Raw genomic sequence first — 23,018 nt, 5'->3', positions numbered from 1 at the left:
CTTTTTGTTGGCGTCGGAGGGGTTTGTGACCCGAGATATTTCGACAAAAAAAGACCTTCGGTATACCGAAGGCCTTTGCATTCACGATGGTGGAGACGAGGGGGATCGAACCCCTGACCTCTTGACTGCCAGTCAAGCGCTCTCCCAGCTGAGCTACGCCCCCGTGACGAGGAGATACTATAGGGGAAGTTGGCGCGACGTGCAAGGACTTTTTTGGGCCAGACTTTAAATGCCTAATGATATAGGTAAGCGATGGCGGTGCCAGTGTGGACTTGGATCGTGGCTGTTGACCTGACGACGTTGCTGATGCCCGTGTCGGCTAACAAGCCTAGCGGAGCGCGATCTAGTTCCCATTCTAGGCCGTGTTCACTTACCTCGGTGTTGGGGGCAATAGCGATGATGGAGAACGTCTTGCCTTCGGCGCCTTCGATGGTCCACGATTCGCCTGCGCGAAGGATGCGGGCCGTGGTCTCGTCTTCGGCAATCCAGACTGGGCCGTCATCGTAGCCTGCAAGCAGCCCCAGCACGGAAAGCGCCATATCCGGACGGCCGCCCGTGGCGCAGGTCGCAACCACTTCGGCACCCGGCCAGCGGCGTCGGACGGAATCGAGCGCCAGCGCCAGATCGGTATAGTCTTTGTAGGGGTCATGACGCTCCACCTCAAATGCTTCGGTGGCATCGACCAGCGCGCGACCTGCATCGCTCACCGTGTCGGCATCCCCCACATACACGTCGCAGTCCAGTCCCGCGCCCAACAGCGCATCGAGACCGCGGTCCACGGCGATGACGTCATCGCACTCCCCTGCTAGCCTACGCAACAGATCCGCGCTCACCACCACGGGCGAGCCGCAGACCACTAATACCATGCAAGCCACAGCCCTCGCCTATCCCTCAAACGAAAGCAAACGGGCCAAATCCAGGTCCTCATAGCTGTCGATAAAGATATCGCAGTTGGCGCGTACGTCGTCGCGCTTCATGCGACCGTGCGGGTCATAGATGCCCACGCGCTTAAAGCCTGCGGTGCCAGAGCTCTTTAGGCCAAAAACGGCGTCCTCAAACACCCAGGCGCGTTCAAGTTTGTGCCCATGACGCTCCTCCAGACGGCGCAGCGCCAGCTCGTACACATCGGGGAACTGTTTGGAGCGTCCCGCCTCGCCGGTGGTGGTCACAAACTCTATGTAGGCATCGAGCCCGGCGCCCGCAAGCGCAGACTTAACCAGCTCGGCCGGCGTGGACGTAGCCACACACATGGAAATGCCCGCCGCCTTCGCCTGCTCCAAAAATGCCAAGAGCCCCTCGCGCGGCGGCACCTTGGAGTAGCCATCGATCAGGATGTCGCTCAGCTCGCGATACAGCTCCTCGCCATTAGTGCCAATGCCCCACGTGTCGTGGTATGCCTGGCACTCATCCTCGAGCGACAAATGCTCAAACTGGGCAAAATCGTCGACTGTTACGTCAACTCCGTGGCGGTGCAATAACTCGCGCTGGGCATAGGCCCAAACGGGGGTGCTATTAACCAGCGTGCCGTCGCAATCGAAAATAAAAGCAACACTTGGGGCAGCGATGTGGTTCATAAACGAGCCTTTCGATGTCAAAAGGTAAACAACCTGCTAAAAACGTTTTACCAAACGTCAACCTAACAATCTAGAAACGCTAATTGATAAAACTGTCAAGAGTTTTACCACAGCAATTCTGCAAGTGGTATAAACATGGCGCTTACCGATTAAACGCACCCGCAAATCCTCTTTCGTTCATAAAAGTAACGTACAGGTGTTATCGTAGTTTTTGCCGAAAGTTCCACCGAGCACGCGAGGTGGAACGAATCATAGAACTATCGCCGTCCCTTCGATTCGTGCAGCCTTGGACCTTTCGCATCTAGTCACCAAGGCAACACGCTGCCGCGTCATGATGGGATCAAACGTGAGCGATACAAAGCTAAAGCCGGCAACCAAAAAGTCCACTACCCGTAAAGCCGCTCCGCATGCACCGGAGCTCACCAAAGACGATGTCTACCTGTTTGGCGTTGGTACGTGGGAGCGCAGCTGGGAAAAGATGGGCGCGCACCCCGACACGCAGAACCGTACGCGCGGCTGGCGTTTTTGCGTTTGGGCGCCCGACGTAAAGAGCGTCCACGTCATTGGCGAATTTAACGGCTGGGATGAACAAGCCAACCCGCTGGTGCCCATGCATACGAGCGCTATTTGGGAAGGCTTTATTCCTGGCGCCGAGCAGGGCCAGCTCTATAAGTACCTTATCGAGACCAACGAGGGCGAAAAGCTCTACAAGGCCGATCCGTACGCCTTTAAAGCCGAGTGCCCTCCGGGTACCGCCAGCGTGCTGTGGACCCTCGATGGCTACAAGTGGAACGACGCCGCGTGGCTTAAGCGCCGCGCCAGCCATAACCACATGTCGCAACCCCTTAACATCTACGAGGTGCATATTGGCTCGTGGAAGCGCCACGGCGACGCGCCGCAGGGCGAGCCGGACGAGTACGGCAACTACCCCGGCCCCATGGATCCCTTCCCCGCGCAGCGCGGCGAGTTCTACACCTACGACGACCTGTCGGTGGAGCTCGTGGACTACGTGCGCGACATGGGCTACACGCATATCGAGGTCATGCCGCTTATGGAGCATCCCTTCGATGGCTCCTGGGGCTACCAGACGACCGGCTACTACGCCGCCACGTCGCGCTGCGGCAACCCGCAGCAGCTCATGCACTTTATCGATGCATGCCACGAAGCTGGCATCGGCGTGATCATGGACTGGGTGCCCGGCGGTTTTTGCGCCGACGCCCACGGCCTTGCCACCTTTAACGGCCACATGCTGTTTGAGCACGAGATTCACCCCAACTGGGGCACGCACAAGTTTGACTTCGCCCGCGGCGAGGTGCGCTCCTTCCTGGTCTCCAACGTGCTGTACTGGCTCGAAAACTTCCACGTAGATGGCATTCGCATGGACGGCGTGTCAAGCATGCTGTACCTCAACTTTGGCATTGACGATCCCGGCCAAAAGAAGTTCAACAAGTACGGTACCGAAGAGGATCTGGACGCCAGCGCGTTTATCCGTCAGGTCAACTGCGCTGTAGAGGCGCACTACCCCGACGTGATGATGATGGCCGAGGAGTCCACCGCGTGGCCGCTCGTGACCTATCCACCGCAGGACGGCGGTCTGGGCTTCCACTACAAGTGGGACATGGGCTGGATGAACGACACCCTGCACTACATGCAGACCGATTTTCCGTGGCGCCCCGGCAACCACGGCCTGCTCACATTCTCCATCATGTACGCCTTTACCGAGAATTTCATTTGCCCACTGAGCCACGACGAGGTCGTGCACGGCAAGTGCTCGCTCATTGGCCGCATGCCGGGTGACTGGTGGCGCCAGTTTGCCGGCCTGCGCACGCTCGCCTTCTATCAGATGACGCACCCCGGTGCCAAGCTCAACTTTATGGGCAACGAGATCGGCCAGTTTATTGAGTGGCGCTACTACGAGTCCATCCAGTGGTTCCTGACCGAGCAGTACGAGACCCATGCTCACCATCAGGCATTTATCAAGGCGCTCAACCACCTGTACACTGCCGAGCCCGCCCTGTACGAGCGCGGCTACACCGACGACGGCTTTACCTGGATCGATGCGGACAACTCCAAGCAGTCCATCGTGAGCTTTGTGCGTCAGGGCGAGGACATCGACGACGACCTGGTGATCCTGATCAACTTTGACCCGGCGAGCTACGAGAGCTTCCGCGTGGGCGTGCCGCGCGAGGGCGACTGGGAGGTCATCTTTGACTCCGACCGTCCCGAGTTTGGCGGCAGCGGATACGCCGGTGAGGAGCCCTACACCTGCTCGAGCGAGCCCTATCCCTGGAACGGGCAGATGGACTCTATTGAGATTAAGATGCCCGGCCTGGCAGGCGTGGTGCTTAAGCGCCGCGGTCCCAGCAGCTATAAGCCGCCGGTGGTGGAGGCTCCCAAGGCTGCGCCCAAGAAGCGCACGTCCTCGGTGAAGCCCAAGCCTGCGGCTGCCAAGAAGGCTCCGGCCAAGAATAAGGCCGCTGCCAAGCCCGCCGCCAAGACCACGGCCAAGAAGTCAGCCGCCAAAAAGGCTGCCTCCAAGGCTAAAACAGGCACTGTTAAGGCGTCTGGCAAGGATGCGTAACAAAGTCGTTACACGTGTAATTGCCCGCCCCGCCGGGGCGTAGGATATGAGTCATAACCGTTCCGGGAGAAACATCCCCGGGGGAAAGGAACGTATGAATAAGATCTTCGACAACAAGCAGGAGTTTACCGAGCTCTATCGCGAAGCCGTCATGAGCATCAGCGGCAAGAGCGTCGAGGTCGCAAGCGACCTGGACCGCTTTAACGCCCTGGCAAAGCTCGTGGCCGAGAAGGCGCGCACCGTCGCCACCAAGAGCGACGCCCGTGTGGCCGCCGAGGGCAAGAAGCGCGTGTACTACTTCTCGATCGAGTTTTTGATCGGCCGCCTGCTCGACAACTACCTGCTCAACTTTGGCGTTCGCGACATGGTCGCCGAGGCGCTCGACGACATGGGCTTCGACCTGTCCGTCATCGAGAACCAGGAGCCCGATCCGGCTCTGGGCAACGGCGGCCTGGGCCGTCTGGCCGCATGCTTCCTGGATTCCATGGCAGCCGAGGGCATTGCCGGCTACGGCAACGGCATGCGCTACCGCTACGGCCTGTTTAAGCAGGAGATCGTCAACGGCAGCCAGGTCGAGGCCACCGACGAGTGGCTCACCCACGGCTATCCTTGGGAGGTCCGCCGTCAGGACAAGGCCGTGACCATTAAGTTTGGTGGCCATGTTGAGGGCTTTGAGGAGAACGGCCGCACGTTCTACCGCACGGTAGATACGCAGGACATCCTGGCCGTTCCTTATGACATCCCCGTGGTGGGCTATGCCGGCGAGACCGTCAACAAGCTGCGCGTCTGGGCCGCCGAGCCGGTCGAGGAGCACTTTGACCTTGAGGCCTTCAACCGCGGCGACTACGCCCTGGCCGATGCCGAGCGTGCCGAAGCCGAGGCCATCAGCGCCATCCTCTACCCCAACGACGCCGGCGAGCACGGCCGTCTGCTGCGCCTGAAGCAGGAGTACCTGTTTGTCTCGGCCGGCATCTACAGCCTGCTCGACACCTTTGAGAAGGAGCACGGCGAGAACTGGGAGCTGCTGCCGCAGTTTGTGGCCATCCACACCAACGACACGCACCCTGCCATGTGCGGCCCCGAGCTCATGCGCATCCTCATCGACGAGAAGAAGCTCGAGTGGGACGACGCCTGGAACATCGTGACGCAGGTCGTGAGCTACACCAACCACACCATCCTGCCCGAGGCCTTGGAGAAGTGGCCTATCGGCACGTTCTCCAAGCTCCTCCCCCGCGTGTACCAGATCATCGACGAGATCAGCCGTCGTTGGCACGAGTCGTTCGACACCACGCAGGAGGGCTGGCAGGAGCGTCTGCGCCAGACCGCCATTCTGTGGGACGGCGAGATTCGCATGGCAAACCTGTCTGTGATCTGCAGCCATAGCGTCAACGGCGTGGCCAAGATCCACTCCGACATCATCAAGAACATCGTGCTCAAGGACTTCTATGCCCTGACGCCCGAGAAGTTCAACAACAAGACCAACGGCATATCGCACCGTCGCTTCTTTGCCGAGGCCAACCCCACCTACGCCAAGCTCGTGACCGAGGCCATTGGCGATGGCTGGCTTAAGGACGCCTTTGAGCTGGAGAAACTCAAGGAGTTTAAGGACGACACCGAGTTCTTGAAGGCCGTGGGTGCCTCTAAGCGGGTCAACAAGGAGCGCCTGGCCGCCTACATTAAGGCCGAGACCGGTCTGGTCATCGACCCCAACACCGTCTTCGATGTCCAGGTGAAGCGCTTCCACGCCTACAAGCGCCAGCTCATGAACATCATGAAGGTGATGGACATCTACAACCGTCGCATCGCCGATCCCAACTTCCACGTGACGCCGACGACCTTCATCTTTAGTGGCAAGGCTGCCTCGAGCTACACCTTCGCCAAGGAGACCATCCGCCTCATTAACTCCGTCGCCGAGGTCATCAACAACGACGCCCGCGTGAACGAGGTTATGAAGGTCTGCTTTATCCCCAACTTCCGTGTGAGCAACGCCCAACTCATCTACCCGGCCGCCGAGATCTCGGAGCAGATCTCCACGGCCGGCAAGGAGGCCTCGGGCACGTCCAACATGAAGCTCATGATGAACGGCGCCATTACGCTGGGCACCCTCGACGGCGCCAACATCGAGATCGCCGACCTGGCCGGTCGCGAGAACGAGGCCATCTTTGGCCTGACCGCCCCCGAGGTCGAGCAGCTCTGGGCATCCAACAGCTACTTTGCTTGGGATACGCTCAACGGCGACCGCGAGCGTCTGGGCCGCGTGATGGACGAGCTCAAGGACAACACGTTTGCGGGTCTTTCGGGCAACTTCGAGAGCATCTACAACGAGCTCATGAACAACAACGACCCCGACCTAGTCATGGCCGACTTCCGCAGCTACGTGGATGCATGGGAAAAGCTCACCGGCAGCTACGGCGACCAGGAAACCTGGAACCGCAAGGCCTTGCTCAACACCGCCTCCTCCGGCTGGTTCTCGAGCGACCGCACCATTCGCGAGTACCGCGACGAGATCTGGCACGCGTAAAGGCGCGCGAGCTCCCTTTGCCGCACGGCATTACTCGACGGGCGTGACAGAGCGCCGCGCCCGTCGCAAATGGGTTTAGGAACATCGATGACAGAAGGAGAAATCGATGAGTAAGAAAGAATGCATCGCGATGCTCCTCGCAGGAGGACAGGGCAGCCGATTGGGGGCACTCACCCAAAAGATCGCCAAGCCGGCGGTTAGCTTTGGTGGCAAGTTCCGCATTATCGACTTTTCGCTGTCCAACTGCTCCAACTCGGGCATCGACACGGTGGGCGTTCTGACGCAGTACCGTCCCTACCTGCTGCATGCCTACGTGGGCTCCGGCGAGGCGTGGGATCTGGACAGCCGCGACGGCGGCGTGTCGATCCTGCCGCCGTACGAGACGCAGACCGGCGGTGCCTGGTATGCGGGCACGGCCGACGCCATTACGCAGAACCTCGACTACATCAAGGCCAACGACCCCAAGTACGTCCTGATTCTTTCGGGCGATCACCTGTATCGCATGGACTACCGCAAGATGCTCAAGACGCACATTGAGAACAACGCCGACCTCACGGTGAGCGTTATGCCCGTGCCGTGGGAGGAGGCCAGCCGCTTTGGCATCCTGACCACCGACCCCGAAGACGGCCGCATCACCAAGTTCACCGAGAAGCCCGAGAAGCCCGATTCGAACCTCGCGTCCATGGGCATCTACATCTTCTCGGCCGACGTGCTGATCGAGGCGCTCGAGGAGGACGCTCTGGACCAGCGCTCGAGCCACGACTTTGGCAAGGACATCATCCCCAAGCTGCTCGGTGAGAACAAGCGCCTGTACAGCTACGAGTTCCACGGCTTCTGGAAGGACGTCGGCACCATCGCCAGCTTCCATGAGACCTCGATGGACCTGCTGGGTAACAACCCCGAGTTCGATCTGTTCGACAAGAACTTCCCCATCATGTCCAACATCACCACGCGTCCGCCGCACTACATTGGCCCGGACGGCCGCCTAGACGACTGCCTGGTCTCCAATGGCTGCAAGATCTACGGCACCGCTCGCCACTCGATCCTTTCGACCGATGTCATCATCGAGGAGCGCGCCGTGGTCGAGGACTCCGTGCTGCTGCCGGGTGCGCACGTTAAGAGCGGCGCGCACATCTGCCGCGCTATTTTGGGCGAGAACTCCACGGTCGAAGAGGGCGTGAAGCTCGGCTCTGTCGATACCACCAAGGATACGGCCGTCGTTGGAAATGACGTCGTTATCGGGAAGGGGGAATGATCCGATGATCAATCGCAAGGCCATCGGTTATATCACCGCTAACTACTCTTCGTCCTACGGCAGTGTCCTGCTCAAGGACCGCCCCATCGCGTCCGTTCCGTTTTTGGGCCGCTACCGCCTGATCGACTTTCCGCTGTCCAACATGATGAATGCCGGCATCAAGACCGTTGGAGTCGTCATGCCGGGCAACTACCGCTCGCTGATCGACCACGTGGGCTCTGGCAAGGACTGGGGCCTGGACCGCAAGAAGGGCGGCCTGTTCATGGTGCCCGGCAACGCGTATGGCACCACCAAGGGCGGTATGCGCTTCCTGCTGCGCGACATCATCTCCAACAAGACGCTGTTCCAGCGCTCGGAGAAGCCCTACGTTGTGATGATGGGCACCAACATCATCTTTAACATGGACCTCAACACCATCATCGAGGCGCACGAGAACTCCGGTGCCCAGATGACCGTGGTGTACTGCAAGGCCACGCGCAACGTCGATGACGAGACCAAGCTCGAGATTAACGAGAACGGCCGCCTGACGGGCGTGAGCGCCGGCGTCGTGTACGGCGACAACGCGTCTATGGACTGCTGCATCGTCAACCGCGAGACGCTGCTCGAGATCATCGACCACTACCAGGCCGCCGACTATCTGGACCTGCTCGAGGCACTCCAGGGCGACTTTGGCAACATCGACGTGTGCAGCTACGAGTACAAGGGCGAGGTCGTGGGCGTGTTTAGCGAAAAGTCGCTGTATCGCCGCAGCATGGACCTGCTCGACCAGACCGTGGCCGACCAGCTCTTTGACCCCGAGCGCCCGATCCTGACCAAGGCTCACGACGTGCCGCCTTCGCGCTATGCAACCGGCAGCCACGCGTGCAACTCGATCATCTCGGCCGGCTGCATCATCAAGGGCACCGTGCGTAACTCGATACTGTCGCGCGGCGTTGTGGTCGAGGAAGGTGCGTCGGTCACCAACTCGATCATCAACCAAAGCTGCATCATCAAGAGCGGCGCCCGCGTCGAGAATGCCATTCTGGACAAGAACAACGTGGTTCCCACCAACACCGAGCTTCGCGGCACGCCCGAGAACATCCTGGTGCTGGGCAAGGCTCCGTTAACTTCCGACACCACCATCGTACGTTAACGTTGGCACCGCAACATCGCTCGTAACATGTAGAATAGCCGTCCGGTTAGCGCCAGGCGGCTATTCTCGAATTGCAACATGGGAGACAATATGGCTGATTCCAGCAAAAAGATGCAGATCGTGTTTGCCTCGGCCGAGTGCGCACCGTTTGTGAAGACCGGTGGCCTGGGCGACGTAGCGGGCTCGCTGCCTGCGGCGCTCGTGCGCGCCGGCGCCGAAGTTATCGTTATGGTGCCCAAGTACGCCACCATCAAGGACGAGTACAAGGCGCAGATGGAGCACTTCTCCGATTTTTACGTGAGCCTGGGCTGGCGCAACGAGTACTGCGGTCTCGAGAAGCTCGAGCACGACGGCGTCACCTATATGTTCATCGACAACGAGCGCTACTTTGCGCGCGACTATCCGTACGGCTTCTTTGATGACGGCGAGCGCTTTGCGTTCTTCTCCAAGGCCATCACCGAGAGCCTGCAGCACCTGCCGGCCGGCTTTGAGTGCGACATCCTGCACTGCAACGACTGGCAGACGGCACTGGCGCCCGTGTTCTTGCGCGAGTTCTACCAGGGCCTGCCGATGTACGACCGCGTCAAGACCGTGTTCTCGATCCACAATGTGGCATTCCAGGGCCAGTTTAGCGACACCGTGATGGAGGATATCCTGGGCGTGGCGCATATTCCCGCTGCCGCCTCGCAGCTGCGTTGCGATGCCTGCAGCGTCAACTACATGCTGGGCGCGCTGCGCTATGCCGACGCCATCACCACGGTGAGCCCCACCTATGCCAACGAAATCCAGACGCCAGAGTTTGGCGAGGGCCTGGACGGCGTGCTGCGCGAGCGCTCGTACGCGCTGCAAGGCATCCTTAATGGCATTGATGTGGCGGGCTTTGACCCGGCGACCGACAAGCGCATTGCCGCCAACTACACCGTGGAGGACCGTTCCGGCAAGGCCGTGTGCAAGGCCAAGCTGCAGGAAGAGCTGGGGCTCGAGGTTCGCGACGACCGCCCGCTCATGGTGATGGTCACGCGCCTGACGCGCCAAAAGGGCATGGACCTGGTCATGTACGCGCTCGACCGCATTTTGGCCGGCGGCGTTCAGGTGGCCGTGCTGGGCACCGGCGACCGCGACTACGAGGACGGCCTGCGCTACTTCCAGGACAAGTACCCCGGCACCATGGCCGCACGCATCGAGTTCGATCCTGCGCTGTCGCAGCGCATGTATGCCGCCGCCGACATGTTCCTAATGCCTTCGAAGTTTGAGCCCTGCGGCCTGTCGCAGATCATCGCCATGCGCTACGGCACCCTGCCGATTGTTCGCGAGACTGGCGGTCTGAAGGACACGGTGATTCCGTATAACGAGTTTACCGGCGAAGGCACGGGCTTCTCGTTTACCAACTTTAACGGCGACGAGATGGGCGACGCCGTGTTCCGCGCGGCGCGTCTGTTCTGGGATAACCGCGACGCCTGGAACCAGCTGGTAACGCAGGCCATGAGCCAGGACTTTAGCTGGACGCGCTCGGCCGATAAGTATCTGGACCTGTACTTCTTTATGCACCCGGAGATCGAGCGCCCGGTGGCTGTTGTCGACGAGCCTGAGGCTGTTGCTGAGCCGGTGGCCGCTGAGGAGCCCAAGGCCGAGGAGAAGTCTGTTGAGGCTGAGCCCGCAAAGGCCGAGCCTGAGGTGAAGGCTGAGGTTGCTCCCAAGGCAGAGGTCGAGGTCAAGCCTGCTGTAAAGCCCGCAGCTAAGAAGACCGCGACTCGTAAGACGACGGCGAAGAAGGCCACGACCACGAAAGCCGCTGCGAGCAAGACCGCGACCGCGAGCAAGACCACCGCTGCCAAGACAACGACCGCGCGCAAGCGCACCACCGCCGCTGCCAAGAAAGCCGCCGAGGCCGAGGCTGCTCCCGAGGTAAAGGCCGAGGTCGCAGAGGCCAAGCCGGCCGCCAAGGCTCCGGCAAAGACCGCTGCCAAGAAGACGACCACGACCGCCAAGAAGGCAACGACCGCCAAGAAGACCACGGCAACGAAGTCGACGGCCGTCAAGGCTACTGCGACCAAGGCCGCTCCGAAGGCCGCCGCAAATGCTACTGCGACCAAGGCCGAGGAGGCAGCCGCCGAGCCCAAGGCCGAGGCAGCTGTCGAGGCCAAGCCGACCGCCAAGACCACCACGCGCAAGCGCACTGCAACGACGGCCAAAAAGACCACGACCAAGGCTGCTGCTCCTAAGGCGGAAGCTAAGGCCGAGGCCAAACCCGCAGTAAAGGCCAAGCCCGAGCCCACAATGGAGACCCCGGTCTCCCCCGCCGCCGCAACCGAGAAAAAGGCGCCGTCGAAGAAGACTTCCGTCCGCAAGGCAACGGCCACCCGCAAGCGCCGCTAATCCAGACGATCCAAAACCTCATCAAACCCTAAGCAAGGGGCGCTCCAACCGGGCGCCCCTTCTCTGTAGGTAGTGGTAAAACGATTTTCTAGGACAACCGTTCGCCGATGGTAAACGGATGTTGTTTATACACCCTGTGTACTACAGATATACTTACATCTTAGGCGTAAAACCCATGGCCCGCAGGCCATGATTCTATTGAACTGGACCGTACTATGAGATTGATACACAACAGCCGTCTACCGCAGTTTCGCACTCCGTTTGGCGCTGTGACCACTGGAACTTCCGTTGCACTCTCGGTGATTTTGGAGGATGCCGATCCCAACCAGGCAACGCTTACGCTGCGCACCTGGGTCGATGAAGTCGGCGAGACCCTGATCCCAATGGAGCACGAAGGCGATGGCATTTTTACCGGCGAGCTCAAATGCACTGAACCGTGTCTTGTGTGGTACAGCTTTATATGCAATATCGAGGGCCAGCCCGAGGTCCGCTTGGGCGCACCGCAGGGTCGCACCGGCGGAGAGGGCGTAACTTACGACTACGCCGAGGTTCCGTCCTTCCAGATTACCGTCTATAAGCACCGCGAAGTGCGTCCCGAGTGGTACGAGCGTGGCATGGTCTACCAGATCTTCCCCGATCGCTACGCCCGAGATGAAAACTGGCGCGAGCGCACGCTGGCCGAGGTCGAAAAACCACGCAACGGAATCCAGCGCCGCATGGTCGAGGACTGGAACGAGCCGCCCGTGTACGAGCGCGCCGAAGACGGCTCCATCAAAACCTGGGACTTCTACGGCGGGTCGCTCAAGGGCATCCAGGAAGACCTGCCTCGCATCGCCGAGCTGGGCTTTACGGCCATCTACCTCAACCCCATTTTTGAAGCCGCGAGCAACCACCGCTACGACACGGCCGACTACACCAAGATCGACCCGATCCTGGGCACCGAGCAGGACTTTACCGAGCTGTGCCAGGCGGCCGAAAAGCTGGGCATCTCCATCATTCTGGACGGCGTCTTCAACCACACAGGCGATGACTCGATCTATTTCAACCGCTACGGCAACTACCCCGGCGTGGGCGCGTGGCAGAGCGAGGATTCGCCATGGCGCGATGCGTTTTATTTCCACGAGGACGGCTCATACGACTGCTGGTGGGGCGTGGGCAATATGCCCGCCATCAATGAGAGCTCCGAGCTGGTACGCGAGCGGCTTCTGGGAAAGGACGGCGTGATCCGTAAATGGCTACGTGCCGGCGCTCATGGCTGGCGCCTGGACGTGGCCGACGAGCTTTCGGACGATTTCCTGACCGAGATCAAGAAGGCAGTACTTGCCGAAAAGCCTGATGCACTGTTGCTCGGCGAAGTCTGGGAAGACGCCTCCAACAAGATCAGCTACGGCCATCTGCGTCGCTATCTGCAAGGCTCAGAGCTCGACTCGGCTATGGATTATCCCTTCCGCGACATGGTCATCGGCTTTTTGATGGGCTACAAGAACGCCTACCAGGCAGCCGAGGATATCGAAACCCTGCGCGAGAACTATCCCCGTGAGGCCCTGTCCTGCTCACTTAATCTGCTTTCGAGCCACGACCGTCCGCGCATTATCTCGGTGCTCGGCGGCGGCCCCGACGAGTCGCAGCTGCCCGAGTGCGAGCGCAGCAAATGGCGTCTGGACGAGAACTCGATGGGCCTGGCCAAGAGCCGTTTTTGGCTCGCAACGCTCATGCAGATGACGTTCCCGGGCGTGCCTTCGATTTACTATGGCGATGAGTACGGCCTGGAGGGTCTAACCGATCCGGGCAACCGCCGCACCCTGCCGACCAAGGACCAACTGCACGACTTCGACACGCTGGCTATTGTCAAAAACGCCTCCGCCGTACGCCGCGCACTACCGTTTATGATCGACGGCGAGATCAAGGCCTTCGCGCTCAACGACGAGGTGCTGGCATACAACCGCACGGGCAAGGATGGCGAGTCCGCGACGGTTATCATTAATCGCAGTCTGCGCAATTCGCACCGCGTGACGATTCCGGCGCTCGACGAGTGCGCGAGTGATGTGATCAGCGGTCACGAGTGCGAGATCCACAACGGCACGGTCACGCTCGATTTGTATCCGCTGGGCTCGTCGATCATCTATCACCATGCCGAGCAGCGCTTGCAGGAGCCGCTCGATCACGGCGCGGGCGTTGTGTGCCATATCACCTCGGTACCGACCGATGACGGCAAGCCCGGCACGATCGGCGCACCCACGCGTCGCTTTATCGACCATCTGTTCGCTATGGGCATGCGCTACTGGCAGGTCCTGCCTGTCAACCCAACGGACTTCTTCCGCTCCCCTTACGCCGGGCCTTCGGCCTTTGCGGGCAATATTGACCTGCTGCCCGAGAGCCAAGAGGAGCTGGCGGCCGACTTTGAGACTTGGAAGGCCCGTGGCGGCGAAGATGCCGATCCGCTCTACACCGCGTTTAAACATCGCAACGCCGATTGGCTCGAGAAGTACTGCGTCTATATGGCCGTCAAAAAGTACTTTGAGGGCGAGTCGCGCCACGATTGGCCGACGGATGTCGCGCGCTACAACGAGCACCTGATTGACGACAAGCGTTTCCACGACGAGGCAGAGCTGCAGGCGTACATGCAGTACCGCTTTGACCTAGCCTGGTGCGAGCTCATGAACTACGCGCACAAGAAGGGTATCGAGGTCATCGGCGATATCCCGATGTATGTCTCGGACGATTCGGCCGATGCATGGAGCGAGCCCGAGAACTTCTGGTTGTCCGATACCGGCAAAGCGATTGAGATTTCCGGTGCGCCGCCCGACAACTTTGCGCCCGAGGGCCAGGTGTGGGGCAACCCGACGTTCCGCTGGGACCACATGAAGCAGAACGGCTACCGCTGGTGGATGGACCGCCTGCGTCGCGCGTTCTCGCTCTACGACCGTGTGCGCCTGGACCACTTCCTGGGCTTCCATAGCTACTTTAGTATCCCCGCGGGCAAGGCTTGCGCCGACGGTCGCTGGCTAGCGGGCCCGGGCAAGGACCTGTTTCAGACCGCCTACGACGAGCTAGGTCCGCTCAACTTTATCGCCGAGGACCTGGGCTATTTGACGCCCGGTGTTCGCGCCATGGCTTCGACCTGCGGTTTCCCCGGCATGGACGTGCTGGAGTTTAGCGACTACGACGTTCGTTGCGGTGTGCATCCCACGCCCGGCAAGATTCTGTACACCTCGACGCACGATACGTCGACGCTGGCCGGTTGGTGCACGCGTTCCTTTGCGGGTGGCGACGTGCCGAGCGGTGTTGAGGTGGCGTCCAAGCTGATGAGCGACGCGCTGGCAAGCGACGCTCCCCTGGTGATGATGCCGCTGCAAGATGTCTTGGGACTGGGCGACGACGCGCGCATGAACGTTCCGGGCGTGGCCACGGGCAACTGGACCTGGCAGGCTGACGAAACCGATGTTGCGGCCGCCGAGGGCAAAACTTCGCAGCTCCTGCGCAACACCCATAGATTCTGGGGCGAAGCGTGATAAAACCCCCGATATAGGGTACAGTTACAGCTGTTTGAATTTTTGCGGGCAGAGCGATCTGCCCGCTTTGTGCTGAAAAGGAAGTATTATGGCGCGCTACGATTACAAGTGCTCGAGCTGCGGCAACGTGTTCGAGGTTGAGCATCCCATGTCCGAGACCCCCGAGGTCGTGTGCCCCAACTGCGGCGCTCCGGCCGCCAAGACGTTCTCGGCCAGCGGCATCAAGTTTGAGGGCAGCGGCTTCTACAACACCGACCAGCGCAGCGGTGGCTCAAGCACCAGCGCCACCAGCGGCTGCTGCGCCAACTGCCCGCATAACCACTAGAAACCAATCAGCCCCGCGACCGACACCAATCGCGGGGCTGTTTCTTTAGCTGCCCAGGCTTCCTTATGAGTTGCGGTGAAATAAGGACTGTTTGGCGGGCAGAAGCCGCTATTCAATCCCTATTTCACCGCAACTTAGTCGTTACTTGTGGACCAGGCGGGCGCAGAAGTGGCCGTCGTAGGAGTCGGCATTTACCGGCACGCTTTGGAAGAGGCCTCGATCATTCTGGCGTACGGATACGAGCTTCTTGGCCCTATCGAACTCGGGGAGTTGCAGAATCTGCGCCTCGGAGAGCGGCTCCAGGCTAAAACCGGTGCCCTCGGGAGAGTTCAGGAAAGCGTCCACCACCTGCATGTTCTCCTCGTCGAAGACCGAGCACGTCGCATAGATGAGCTCGCCGCCGGCAGCCACGCGGACAGCAGCCTCTTTGAGCATCGTCAGCTGCAGCTTGGGCAGCTCAACCGTCACATCCTTTTCGGTCAGGCGCCACGGGATCTCGGGATGACGACGCATGGTTCCGGTGCCAGAGCACGGCGCATCGATAAAGACCGTATCGAACTTAACCGGCTCGCCAAGCATGGCATCAAACGACGTCAGTACTTCATCAAGCTCGCAAGCATCACCCGAAACCGTACGAACGCCCTGAATACCTGCCTTATGCAGGCGAGCGAGATTCTGGTCGCACTTGCGATCATGCAAATCGAGCGCCGTATGCTGACGCTCATAGCCCGCACGCTTGGCCTGGCACATCATCACATAGGTCTTGGTGCCACGGCCGGCACCAATCTCAAGGCAGCAACCAGGGCGCGTGGCAGCTGTGGCGATAAGTTGCGCGTTGAGATCAGAGGCCACCGCGGCAGCACGCTCAAACACACCCGAAGCAACGGTAACCTGGGCATCAACCGGGGCATGGCAGCCCGGGAAGACAGGCGCGACGAGCTGCGAGATATACGGATCGGGCTTGGAAGCAAAAGCGTTCTCATGCAGGGCCAGCGGCGCGGGGGCCAGATTGCCGGCAAAGTTAAGCGCACCCTCTGGCGTGTCAAACGATGCCATAATGCGAGCGCACAGCCATCGCGGCAAGCCCATCAGGCGAGACAGGCGAACCAAGCGTCGCTCAGACTCATCGGCATCCACCGCGGCGGCAAAATCATCGACGTTGTCCGCAACCTTATGCAGAACGGCGTTCGCCAGACCGGCGGCGGACTTAGCACCGCAGCGAACCAGCTCAACTCCCTGACTTACGGCAACGCGGCCAGGCGTATGCAGGTAGAGCATCTCGAAGGCAGAAATACGAAGCGCCATGCGAACGCGCGGCGCAACCTTTTTGGGCTTATCGAGAAACTGATCGAGCAGCTCGTCCAAAATACCCTGCGTGGCGGCAACACCCAGCGCCAAGCGGGCGGCAAAAGCGGAATCGCGCTGGTCAATAGCCTTGGCCGATGCGCGAGAGGACAGCACGTCGCGTGCATACATGCCGCGGCGATCGGCCTCCATCAGCACATCGAGCGCAAGCTTGCGCGCGGGAGACAGCCTGCTCATGACAAAACACCCCAGATAAGATCGGCACCCTGCAGGCCAGCAGACCAAGCAGAAGCAGTCATAGCACGCTTGCCATCGGGCTTAACCTCGAGCAGTTCAACCGAGCCATCAGAAAGGCCCAGGTAAACACGCTTGGCCTTAACGAGAACCTGACCCTCGCCGAGCGACACATCAGCCGCCGCAGCATCGAGCACACGCACGGTCTTGCCGGCAATCACGCAACGAGCAGGCGCGGTATCGGACGAAGCGAGCACATGACGCACGCAATCGAGCGCCGCCATTTGCGGATCCAAGCGCATCTCCTGCTTAGAAATCTTGGCAGCATGGGTAACGAGCGCCTCATCCTGTTCAGTCCACACGGCAGTGCCATCGGCAAGAGAGGGAAGCGTATCGGTAAGCAGTTTGCCGCCGAGCTCAGCGAGCTCCATGGTCAGCGCCTCAGCATGCTTACCGGCAACCGAGGTCGAGGCCTGCGCACAATAGGCGCCGGTATCCACGCCATGCCCAATGCGCATAATAGAAACGCCAGCAATCTCATCACCAGCAAGAATGGCACGCTGAATAGGAGCAGCCCCACGCCAACGAGGCAGCAAGGACGCATGAACATTCACAATACCAAGCGGCGCCATATGCAGCACCTCATCAGGCAAAATACAGCCATAAGCAGCCACACAGAAAATATCAGCCTGGGCAGCCTGGAGCACCTCAACAACCTCAGGCGTCATACGATTAGCCTCAACAACCGGCAACCCCAGCTCAAGCGCCTTAGCCTTAACAGGAGACGGCTCTAGCTTCTTACCTCGCCCACGAACAGCATCGGGACGAGTAATAACGAGCGCAACCTCATTACCAGCCGCAACAAGCGAAGTCAGCGAAGGCACAGCAAAATCAGGCGTACCCATAAACACAATACGCATAAAAGTTAGTCTCCTCTCAACCAAAGCCGAGACGGCTACAAAGAACAGCGGAAAGCCAAGTCACCAGCCCATCCGCAATAACATTTCAACAAGAACAAATATACCCAAAACCAAAGAAAGAGCCGCAATAAAAGCAGCTCTTTCAGCAAAGCACCTATCAGCGAAGACGCCCATCCCTGGCCCGACGGCACCTGGGCGAGACAAGCAGCGTCAACGTAGTCCCCGGGGCGCCTGCCTATATCGTCCCGCGCGCAGTTTCGCAGCGCAGCGAGAATGTTTGAGCACGGGATGATATGTGGGCGCTCAGCACCGGGGACGGACAAACCTACTCCGTCTCGCCCGGTCGAGCGCCGCGGGCCAGGGCGTCCTGGTACTCCTTGACTGCCTTGATCCTCTGCATCGGCTTCAGTCGCTCGAACATGGTGTTGCCGTGCAGGTGATCGATCTCATGCTGCAGGCACACGCAGAACAGATCGCCCGAGGCCTCATAGCGAATCAGGTTGGCGTCCAGGTCATACGCCTCGACGACGACATGGTCGGGACGCTCGATCTCACAGCTAATGCCAGGAATGGATAGGCAGCCCTCGCTATACGGAACGAGATGGTCGCTTTGCTCGACAATCACGGGATTGATGAGCACGTACGGGTCGTAGTCGTTCTTGTCGCTGTAGTCGCAGTCGATGGTAACGAGCTGAATGAGCTCGCCGATCTGCGGAGCAGCCAGGCCGCAACCGCCGTTATCGAACATCATTTTCTTCATCTTCTCGGCAAGCGCCTCGATCGCCGGGGTGATCTCCTCGATGGCGGCGCACTCCTGGCGCAGACGAGGGTCGGGCGACAGTACGATTCCGTTGGCTTCCATGGCCATCCTTTCGGTTTGTTACATCAAATCATAGGCGTCGACGTCAACGCTCACGCTCACGCCGCGCACAGAGCCCACCTCTTTGAGGCAGGCGTCGATATCATCAGAGACATGGTACCCCACGGGCGACTTCACAAGCAGATGGAAGCGGTAACGGTCCTTGGCTCTCTCGATTACACACGAAGCCGGGCCTAGCACCTGCGGCACGGCACTCCCCGCCCGCAAAAAATCGGGCGCGGCGGCATGCCAGCGGCGCTTAAGAAGCTTTGCGATGCGCCCAATGTAGTCCTGCGCGTCGTCTCGGTTTGCTGACCACACCAAGATGTTGACCAGGCGAACAAACGGCGGGTACAGCGCGTCGCGGCGCTGGTCCAAATCGTAGTCGGTAAAGATCGAACGGTCGTGCTCAGCGACGGCACGAATGACCGGATCCTCGGGCAGGTAGGTCTGGACGATCACCTCGCCGGGACGATCACCACGACCGGCACGGCCGGCGACCTGCTCCAGTAAATCGTAGGCGCGCTCCCCTGCGCGAAAATCGGGCAGCTTAAGGGCGAAGTCGGCATTGACCACGCCCACGAGCGTGACCTCGGGAAAATCGAGACCCTTTGCGATCATTTGGGTGCCCAGCAACACGGCGCAATCGGCCGCATCGAACTGCTCGAGCAGCTTTTTGTGCGAATCCTTGCCGCGCGTGGAATCGGCATCCATGCGGATGATGGCGACGTCCTCGGGCAGCATCTGGTGCAGTGCGTCCTCGATCTGCTGCGTGCCCAGCCCCATTTTTGCCAGGTAGCGGCTGCCGCACTTGGGGCAACGACTCGTGGGCGCGGGATACGGCTGCACGCGCCAGGAGGATCCGCATGTGTGACATTGCAGCGTGTGCGTGCGCTCGTGATACGTAAGCGCTGTGGAGCAGTGGTTGCAGGTGGGAACGCAGCCGCACTCGCGACACATCAGGAACGGCGCAAAGCCACGGCGGTTATGCAGCAGCACGGCCTTCTCGCGACGCTCGACCACACGCTCCAAGCCCTCCATCAAGGGTTTTGAGAACATGGAGCGGCTGCCGTGTGAAAACTCACGGCGCAGGTCGGCAATGCGGACCGTAGGCAGCACGGCGAGTCCCGGGCGCTCGGGCATCTCGACACGCGTCCAGGTAGCACCGTTGTATGTACCGCGGCGGCAGCGGTCGAGGGCCTCGGCAGAAGGCGTGGCCGAGCCCAGCACAAGTGGGCAGCGATAGCGGCGCGCCATCTCGGCCGCAACCTCGCGCGCATGGTAGCGCGGGCTGGAGCCCTGCTTGTAACTGGTCTCGTGTTCCTCGTCGATGATGATGAGACCCAGGTCGCTGAGCGGGCAAAAGAGCGCCGAACGCGCGCCGACGACAACGCGGGCAGTACCGCTGGCAACCATGTCCCACTGGTCCAGGCGCTCGCCGGCCGAAAGCCGCGAATGGAACACGGCGACCGTCTCGCCAAAGCGCGAACGAAAGCGGCCGACGGTCTGGGCCGTCAGCGAGATCTCGGGCACCAGCACGCAGGCCGAGCGACCTGCTGCGAGCACGCGCTCGATGGCGGAGAGGTAAACCTCGGTTTTGCCGGAGCCGGTGACGCCGTCGACCAGCACCACGTCGCCATGAGCGTCCAGACGGGCGCGCTCAATCTGCGCGAGTGCCTGTTGCTGGCCGTTGGTAAGGGAGACCGGCGCCTTGCCGCTTGCCGAGGACAGCGTGGTCTGCTCGCTGCAGCCACGCCATGCACGGCGCTCCTCAACCACCACGACGCCGCGCTTTTCGAGCGCCTTGATGGTCGCCGACATACTGTTATAGAGAAGGTTGAGGTCGCGCGTCGTGACAGGACCACACTGGAGCGCCTCGATGAGTTGGCGCTGGCGGACCGCGGTCTTGGGCGGCGTGTAGTCAAAGCCTTCGGGCGTAAGCATCACCCAGCGGTTTTGGATGGGTTTGACGGCTGGACGTTCAACCGTCCACACACCGTCGTCGCCCTTGACCACACGCGGGCTGCCACCCGGAGGCAAGAACAGGCGCAGACACTCGGAAAGCGTCGCGACATACTCGCGGCTCATCCAACGTGCGATGCGGGCGGCTTCGGCGGTAAAGAGCGGTTTGCTGAGGATGGCCTCGATGGGCTTGATGCGCACCGGGTCGAGGGAGTTGTTGCCCGGCAGATCGCCCAGATCAGGCGCAATGTCGACGACATAGCCCGCGGCGGCACGGTTACCAAAGTGGACCAGGACCGTGGATCCGATCTGGACCTCGTTGGCAAGGGACTCGGGGATGCCGTAAGCAAACGGTTCCGACAGCGCACGGGTGGGGATGTCGAGGACCACGCTCGCGTAGGCGGCAGGGGGCTCGGGCGAAGGCTTAGACTGAGCCGAGGCAGCGGCAGGCTTGGGCTTCACCGGAGCTTCCTCCGGTTCCGGCAAACCAAACAGCGACAGTTGTTGAGCCATACACCACCTCTAACGAACGGACCTGAAAGGGGTGGGACAAAACAATCAGTAGAGTTTGTCCCATGGCCGATACGAGTGTCGAGCTCGTTGCGACACTCGAACATGGGACAAACACTACTGATTATTTTGTCCCAGCAACCCACTCATCGGTACAGAAACAAGAGCCCCGCTCGGGTGAACGGGGCTCGGATACATGCATTTGCGCGTCTACTACAGCGCCATCGTGCGAGCGCGGTCGATACGCGCCAGGCAGTCGTCGCGGCCGACGAGCGCCATGGTCTCGCCCAGCGGAGGGCTCACCATGTTGCCGCAGACGGCGACGCGCACGGCCTGGAACACCACGCGCTTCTTGAGGTCCATCTGCTCGGGCAGCGGCTCAAGCGCGGCGTCGATGGCCTCGGCAGTCCACTTGTCCACGCCCTCGAGCGCGGCCTTGGCGGCATCCAGAATGGCGCCCATGCCTTCCTTAGCCAGGCCCTTGTTAACGGATTTCTCGTCATACTCGAGCGTCTCGGCCGTAGCAAAGATGGGAGCGGCGACGGTCACGGCGTCGGCCGGCATCTTGGTGCGCGGCTTGACGATGGCGGCAAGCGCATCAATCCAGTCCTCGCCGTACTCGACGTTGCCCTCGATGAGACCTGCCTCGTGCAGTTCGGGGACCATGATTTCATCGGCAAACTGCGCGTCGGACATGCCGTTGATGTACTCGGCATTGACCCAATCGAGCTTCTTGGGATCGAAGGTCGCCGGGTTCTTGGAGATGCGGTCGAGCGAGAACTTGCTGGCTAGGACATCGCGCGGGATGATCGTGGTCTCGCCGTCGAGCGACCAGCCGAGCAGCGCCAGGTAGTTGACGAAGGCGTCGGAAAGGTAACCGGCGTCGCGGTACTCCTCCACCGAAGTTGCGCCGTGGCGCTTGGAGAGTTTCTTACCGTCGGCGCCCAGGATCATGGAGATGTGGGCGAACGTGGGCACGGGCGCGCCGAGGGCCTCGTAGACCATGACCTGGCGCGGGGTGTTGGACAGGTGGTCGTCGCCGCGGATGACATGGGTGATCTTCATCATAGCGTCGTCGACGACGGTCGCGAAGTTGTACGTGGGCGTGCCATCGGAGCGGAAGATGACAAAGTCGTCGAGCTCCTTGGCGTCGAAGGTCACCTCACCGTGAACGGCGTCGTGGATGACGACGTCGCCGCGGTCCTCGGGCACCTTGATGCGCAGGACGTAGGACTCGCCGGCCTCGATGCGGCGGCGGGCCTCCTCGGGATCAAGATCGCGGCAACGACGCTGATAGCCCTGGAAGGGGTCCTTGCGCTCCTGCGCGGCCTTGCGGTCGGCGTCGAGCTGCTCCTTGGTGCAGAAGCAGGGATAGGCCTTGCCCTCGTCCCAAAGCTTCTGGGCGGCCTGCTTGTACAGGTCCAGGCGCTCGGTCTGGGCATAGGGGCCATAGTCGCCGCCCACCTCGGGACCCTCGTCCCAATCCAGGCCCAGCCAACGCATGGCGCGCAGGATGATCTGCGTGTTCTCGTCGGTGGAGCGGGTGGGGTCGGTGTCGTCGATGCGCAGGATGAACGTGCCGCCGTTTGCGCGGGCGAAAGCCCAGTTATAGATAGCGGTGCGGGCGCCGCCGATGTGCAGCTTGCCCGTCGGTGAGGGTGCAAAGCGGACGCGAACGTCTGATGCCATGGAAATCTCCTCGATTGCAGGATGGATGTCTAACCGCATCAGTATAAAGCATCAAAGCAACCTCCGCACAAAGGGCACCGACACACTCATTGGGGACAGACTTAAATGACCATTCGTTGGGGACATTCTTCGAAGCTAACTGAACAGGAGTGTCCCAAACTGCCGTCACTTGGGGACGTTCCTAGACTGCCGGCAGAGACGATATGAGCAGGACATAAAACATTGAGAGCCCCTGCTGCATGAAAGACCGCGGATTAGGCCGA

Annotated in this window: 14 protein-coding genes and 1 tRNA gene; 7 read left to right on the top strand and 8 right to left on the bottom strand. The window is 60.7% G+C overall.

Annotated features, from left to right (window positions below):
- Positions 1–87: 87 nt before the first annotated feature.
- From DXD24_RS08135 to DXD24_RS08125, 3 genes are all read right to left on the bottom strand, one after another.
- Positions 88–163: transfer RNA gene (locus DXD24_RS08135), tRNA-Ala, on the bottom strand.
- Positions 164–233: 70 nt separating this feature from the next.
- Positions 234–866, bottom strand: coding sequence for a thiamine diphosphokinase (locus DXD24_RS08130; protein WP_117646534.1), 633 nt, complete (start codon positions 864–866; stop codon positions 234–236).
- Positions 867–884: 18 nt separating this feature from the next.
- Complete coding sequence (locus DXD24_RS08125; protein ID WP_117646517.1) at positions 885–1,574, bottom strand: HAD family phosphatase; 690 nt, start codon at positions 1,572–1,574, stop codon at positions 885–887.
- 331 nt (positions 1,575–1,905) lie between these two features.
- Between DXD24_RS08125 and glgB the strand changes: the two genes are divergently transcribed.
- The 7 genes from glgB to DXD24_RS08090 all read left to right on the top strand — a co-directional run bounded on the left by glgB (position 1,906) and on the right by DXD24_RS08090 (position 15,276).
- Positions 1,906–4,155 carry a 1,4-alpha-glucan branching protein GlgB gene (gene glgB / locus DXD24_RS08120; protein ID WP_117646516.1) on the top strand — a complete coding sequence of 750 codons (2,250 nt, stop codon included), beginning with the start codon at positions 1,906–1,908 and terminating at the stop codon, positions 4,153–4,155.
- 94 nt (positions 4,156–4,249) lie between these two features.
- Complete coding sequence (locus DXD24_RS08115; protein WP_117646515.1) at positions 4,250–6,676, top strand: glycogen/starch/alpha-glucan phosphorylase; 2,427 nt, start codon at positions 4,250–4,252, stop codon at positions 6,674–6,676.
- Between the two features lie 106 nt (positions 6,677–6,782).
- The gene (locus tag DXD24_RS08110) at positions 6,783–7,931 is read left to right on the top strand and encodes a glucose-1-phosphate adenylyltransferase (protein WP_035138263.1); all 1,149 of its coding nucleotides are present in this window, start codon (positions 6,783–6,785) and stop codon (positions 7,929–7,931) included.
- Between the two features lie 4 nt (positions 7,932–7,935).
- Positions 7,936–9,063, top strand: a complete 1,128-nt coding sequence (glgD, locus tag DXD24_RS08105) for a glucose-1-phosphate adenylyltransferase subunit GlgD (protein WP_117564079.1) — start codon at positions 7,936–7,938, stop codon at positions 9,061–9,063.
- A gap of 90 nt (positions 9,064–9,153) precedes the next feature.
- Positions 9,154–11,439, top strand: a complete 2,286-nt coding sequence (gene glgA, locus DXD24_RS08100; RefSeq protein WP_199407891.1) for a glycogen synthase GlgA — start codon at positions 9,154–9,156, stop codon at positions 11,437–11,439.
- Positions 11,440–11,654: 215 nt separating this feature from the next.
- Positions 11,655–14,951, top strand: a complete 3,297-nt coding sequence (locus DXD24_RS08095) for a 4-alpha-glucanotransferase (RefSeq protein ID WP_117646514.1) — start codon at positions 11,655–11,657, stop codon at positions 14,949–14,951.
- 88 nt (positions 14,952–15,039) lie between these two features.
- Positions 15,040–15,276 carry an FmdB family zinc ribbon protein gene (locus DXD24_RS08090; RefSeq protein ID WP_117564081.1) on the top strand — a complete coding sequence of 79 codons (237 nt, stop codon included), beginning with the start codon at positions 15,040–15,042 and terminating at the stop codon, positions 15,274–15,276.
- Positions 15,277–15,417: 141 nt separating this feature from the next.
- Here DXD24_RS08090 and DXD24_RS08085 read toward each other — a convergent pair whose 3' ends face one another.
- The 5 genes from DXD24_RS08085 to gltX all read right to left on the bottom strand — a co-directional run bounded on the left by DXD24_RS08085 (position 15,418) and on the right by gltX (position 22,755).
- Entirely contained in the window at positions 15,418–16,818 is a 1,401-nt protein-coding gene (locus DXD24_RS08085; RefSeq protein WP_117646513.1) for an RsmB/NOP family class I SAM-dependent RNA methyltransferase, read from the bottom strand.
- The gene (gene fmt / locus DXD24_RS08080) at positions 16,815–17,735 is read right to left on the bottom strand and encodes a methionyl-tRNA formyltransferase (RefSeq protein WP_117564083.1); all 921 of its coding nucleotides are present in this window, start codon (positions 17,733–17,735) and stop codon (positions 16,815–16,817) included. Before fmt ends, DXD24_RS08085 begins: the two co-directional genes overlap by 4 nt.
- Before the next feature lie 325 nt (positions 17,736–18,060).
- Positions 18,061–18,597, bottom strand: a complete 537-nt coding sequence (def, locus tag DXD24_RS08075) for a peptide deformylase (protein ID WP_117564084.1) — start codon at positions 18,595–18,597, stop codon at positions 18,061–18,063.
- Positions 18,598–18,615: 18 nt separating this feature from the next.
- Positions 18,616–21,069 (bottom strand): primosomal protein N', encoded by a 2,454-nt coding sequence (gene priA, locus DXD24_RS08070; protein WP_117564085.1) that lies wholly within the window; start codon positions 21,067–21,069, stop codon positions 18,616–18,618.
- Between the two features lie 210 nt (positions 21,070–21,279).
- Positions 21,280–22,755 carry a glutamate--tRNA ligase gene (gene gltX / locus DXD24_RS08065; RefSeq protein ID WP_117564086.1) on the bottom strand — a complete coding sequence of 492 codons (1,476 nt, stop codon included), beginning with the start codon at positions 22,753–22,755 and terminating at the stop codon, positions 21,280–21,282.
- Positions 22,756–23,018: the final 263 nt, after the last annotated feature.

The sequence above is a fragment of the Collinsella sp. TF12-2AT genome, from assembly GCF_003436735.1.
Taxonomy (GTDB): domain Bacteria; phylum Actinomycetota; class Coriobacteriia; order Coriobacteriales; family Coriobacteriaceae; genus Collinsella.
This window is presented reverse-complemented; position numbering and strand designations above follow the sequence as displayed.

Excerpts from the sequence above, each read along its gene's own strand:
- DXD24_RS08130 (WP_117646534.1), bottom strand. The coding sequence starts at position 866 with ATGGTATTAGTGGTCTGCGGCTCGCCCGTGGTGGTGAGCGCGGATCTG.
- DXD24_RS08125 (WP_117646517.1), bottom strand. The coding sequence starts at position 1,574 with ATGAACCACATCGCTGCCCCAAGTGTTGCTTTTATTTTCGATTGCGAC.
- glgB (WP_117646516.1), top strand. The coding sequence starts at position 1,906 with ATGATGGGATCAAACGTGAGCGATACAAAGCTAAAGCCGGCAACCAAA.
- DXD24_RS08115 (WP_117646515.1), top strand. The coding sequence starts at position 4,250 with ATGAATAAGATCTTCGACAACAAGCAGGAGTTTACCGAGCTCTATCGC.
- DXD24_RS08110 (WP_035138263.1), top strand. The coding sequence starts at position 6,783 with ATGAGTAAGAAAGAATGCATCGCGATGCTCCTCGCAGGAGGACAGGGC.
- glgD (WP_117564079.1), top strand. The coding sequence starts at position 7,936 with ATGATCAATCGCAAGGCCATCGGTTATATCACCGCTAACTACTCTTCG.
- glgA (WP_199407891.1), top strand. The coding sequence starts at position 9,154 with ATGGCTGATTCCAGCAAAAAGATGCAGATCGTGTTTGCCTCGGCCGAG.
- DXD24_RS08095 (WP_117646514.1), top strand. The coding sequence starts at position 11,655 with ATGAGATTGATACACAACAGCCGTCTACCGCAGTTTCGCACTCCGTTT.
- DXD24_RS08090 (WP_117564081.1), top strand. The coding sequence starts at position 15,040 with ATGGCGCGCTACGATTACAAGTGCTCGAGCTGCGGCAACGTGTTCGAG.
- DXD24_RS08085 (WP_117646513.1), bottom strand. The coding sequence starts at position 16,818 with ATGAGCAGGCTGTCTCCCGCGCGCAAGCTTGCGCTCGATGTGCTGATG.
- fmt (WP_117564083.1), bottom strand. The coding sequence starts at position 17,735 with ATGCGTATTGTGTTTATGGGTACGCCTGATTTTGCTGTGCCTTCGCTG.
- def (WP_117564084.1), bottom strand. The coding sequence starts at position 18,597 with ATGGAAGCCAACGGAATCGTACTGTCGCCCGACCCTCGTCTGCGCCAG.
- priA (WP_117564085.1), bottom strand. The coding sequence starts at position 21,069 with ATGGCTCAACAACTGTCGCTGTTTGGTTTGCCGGAACCGGAGGAAGCT.
- gltX (WP_117564086.1), bottom strand. The coding sequence starts at position 22,755 with ATGGCATCAGACGTTCGCGTCCGCTTTGCACCCTCACCGACGGGCAAG.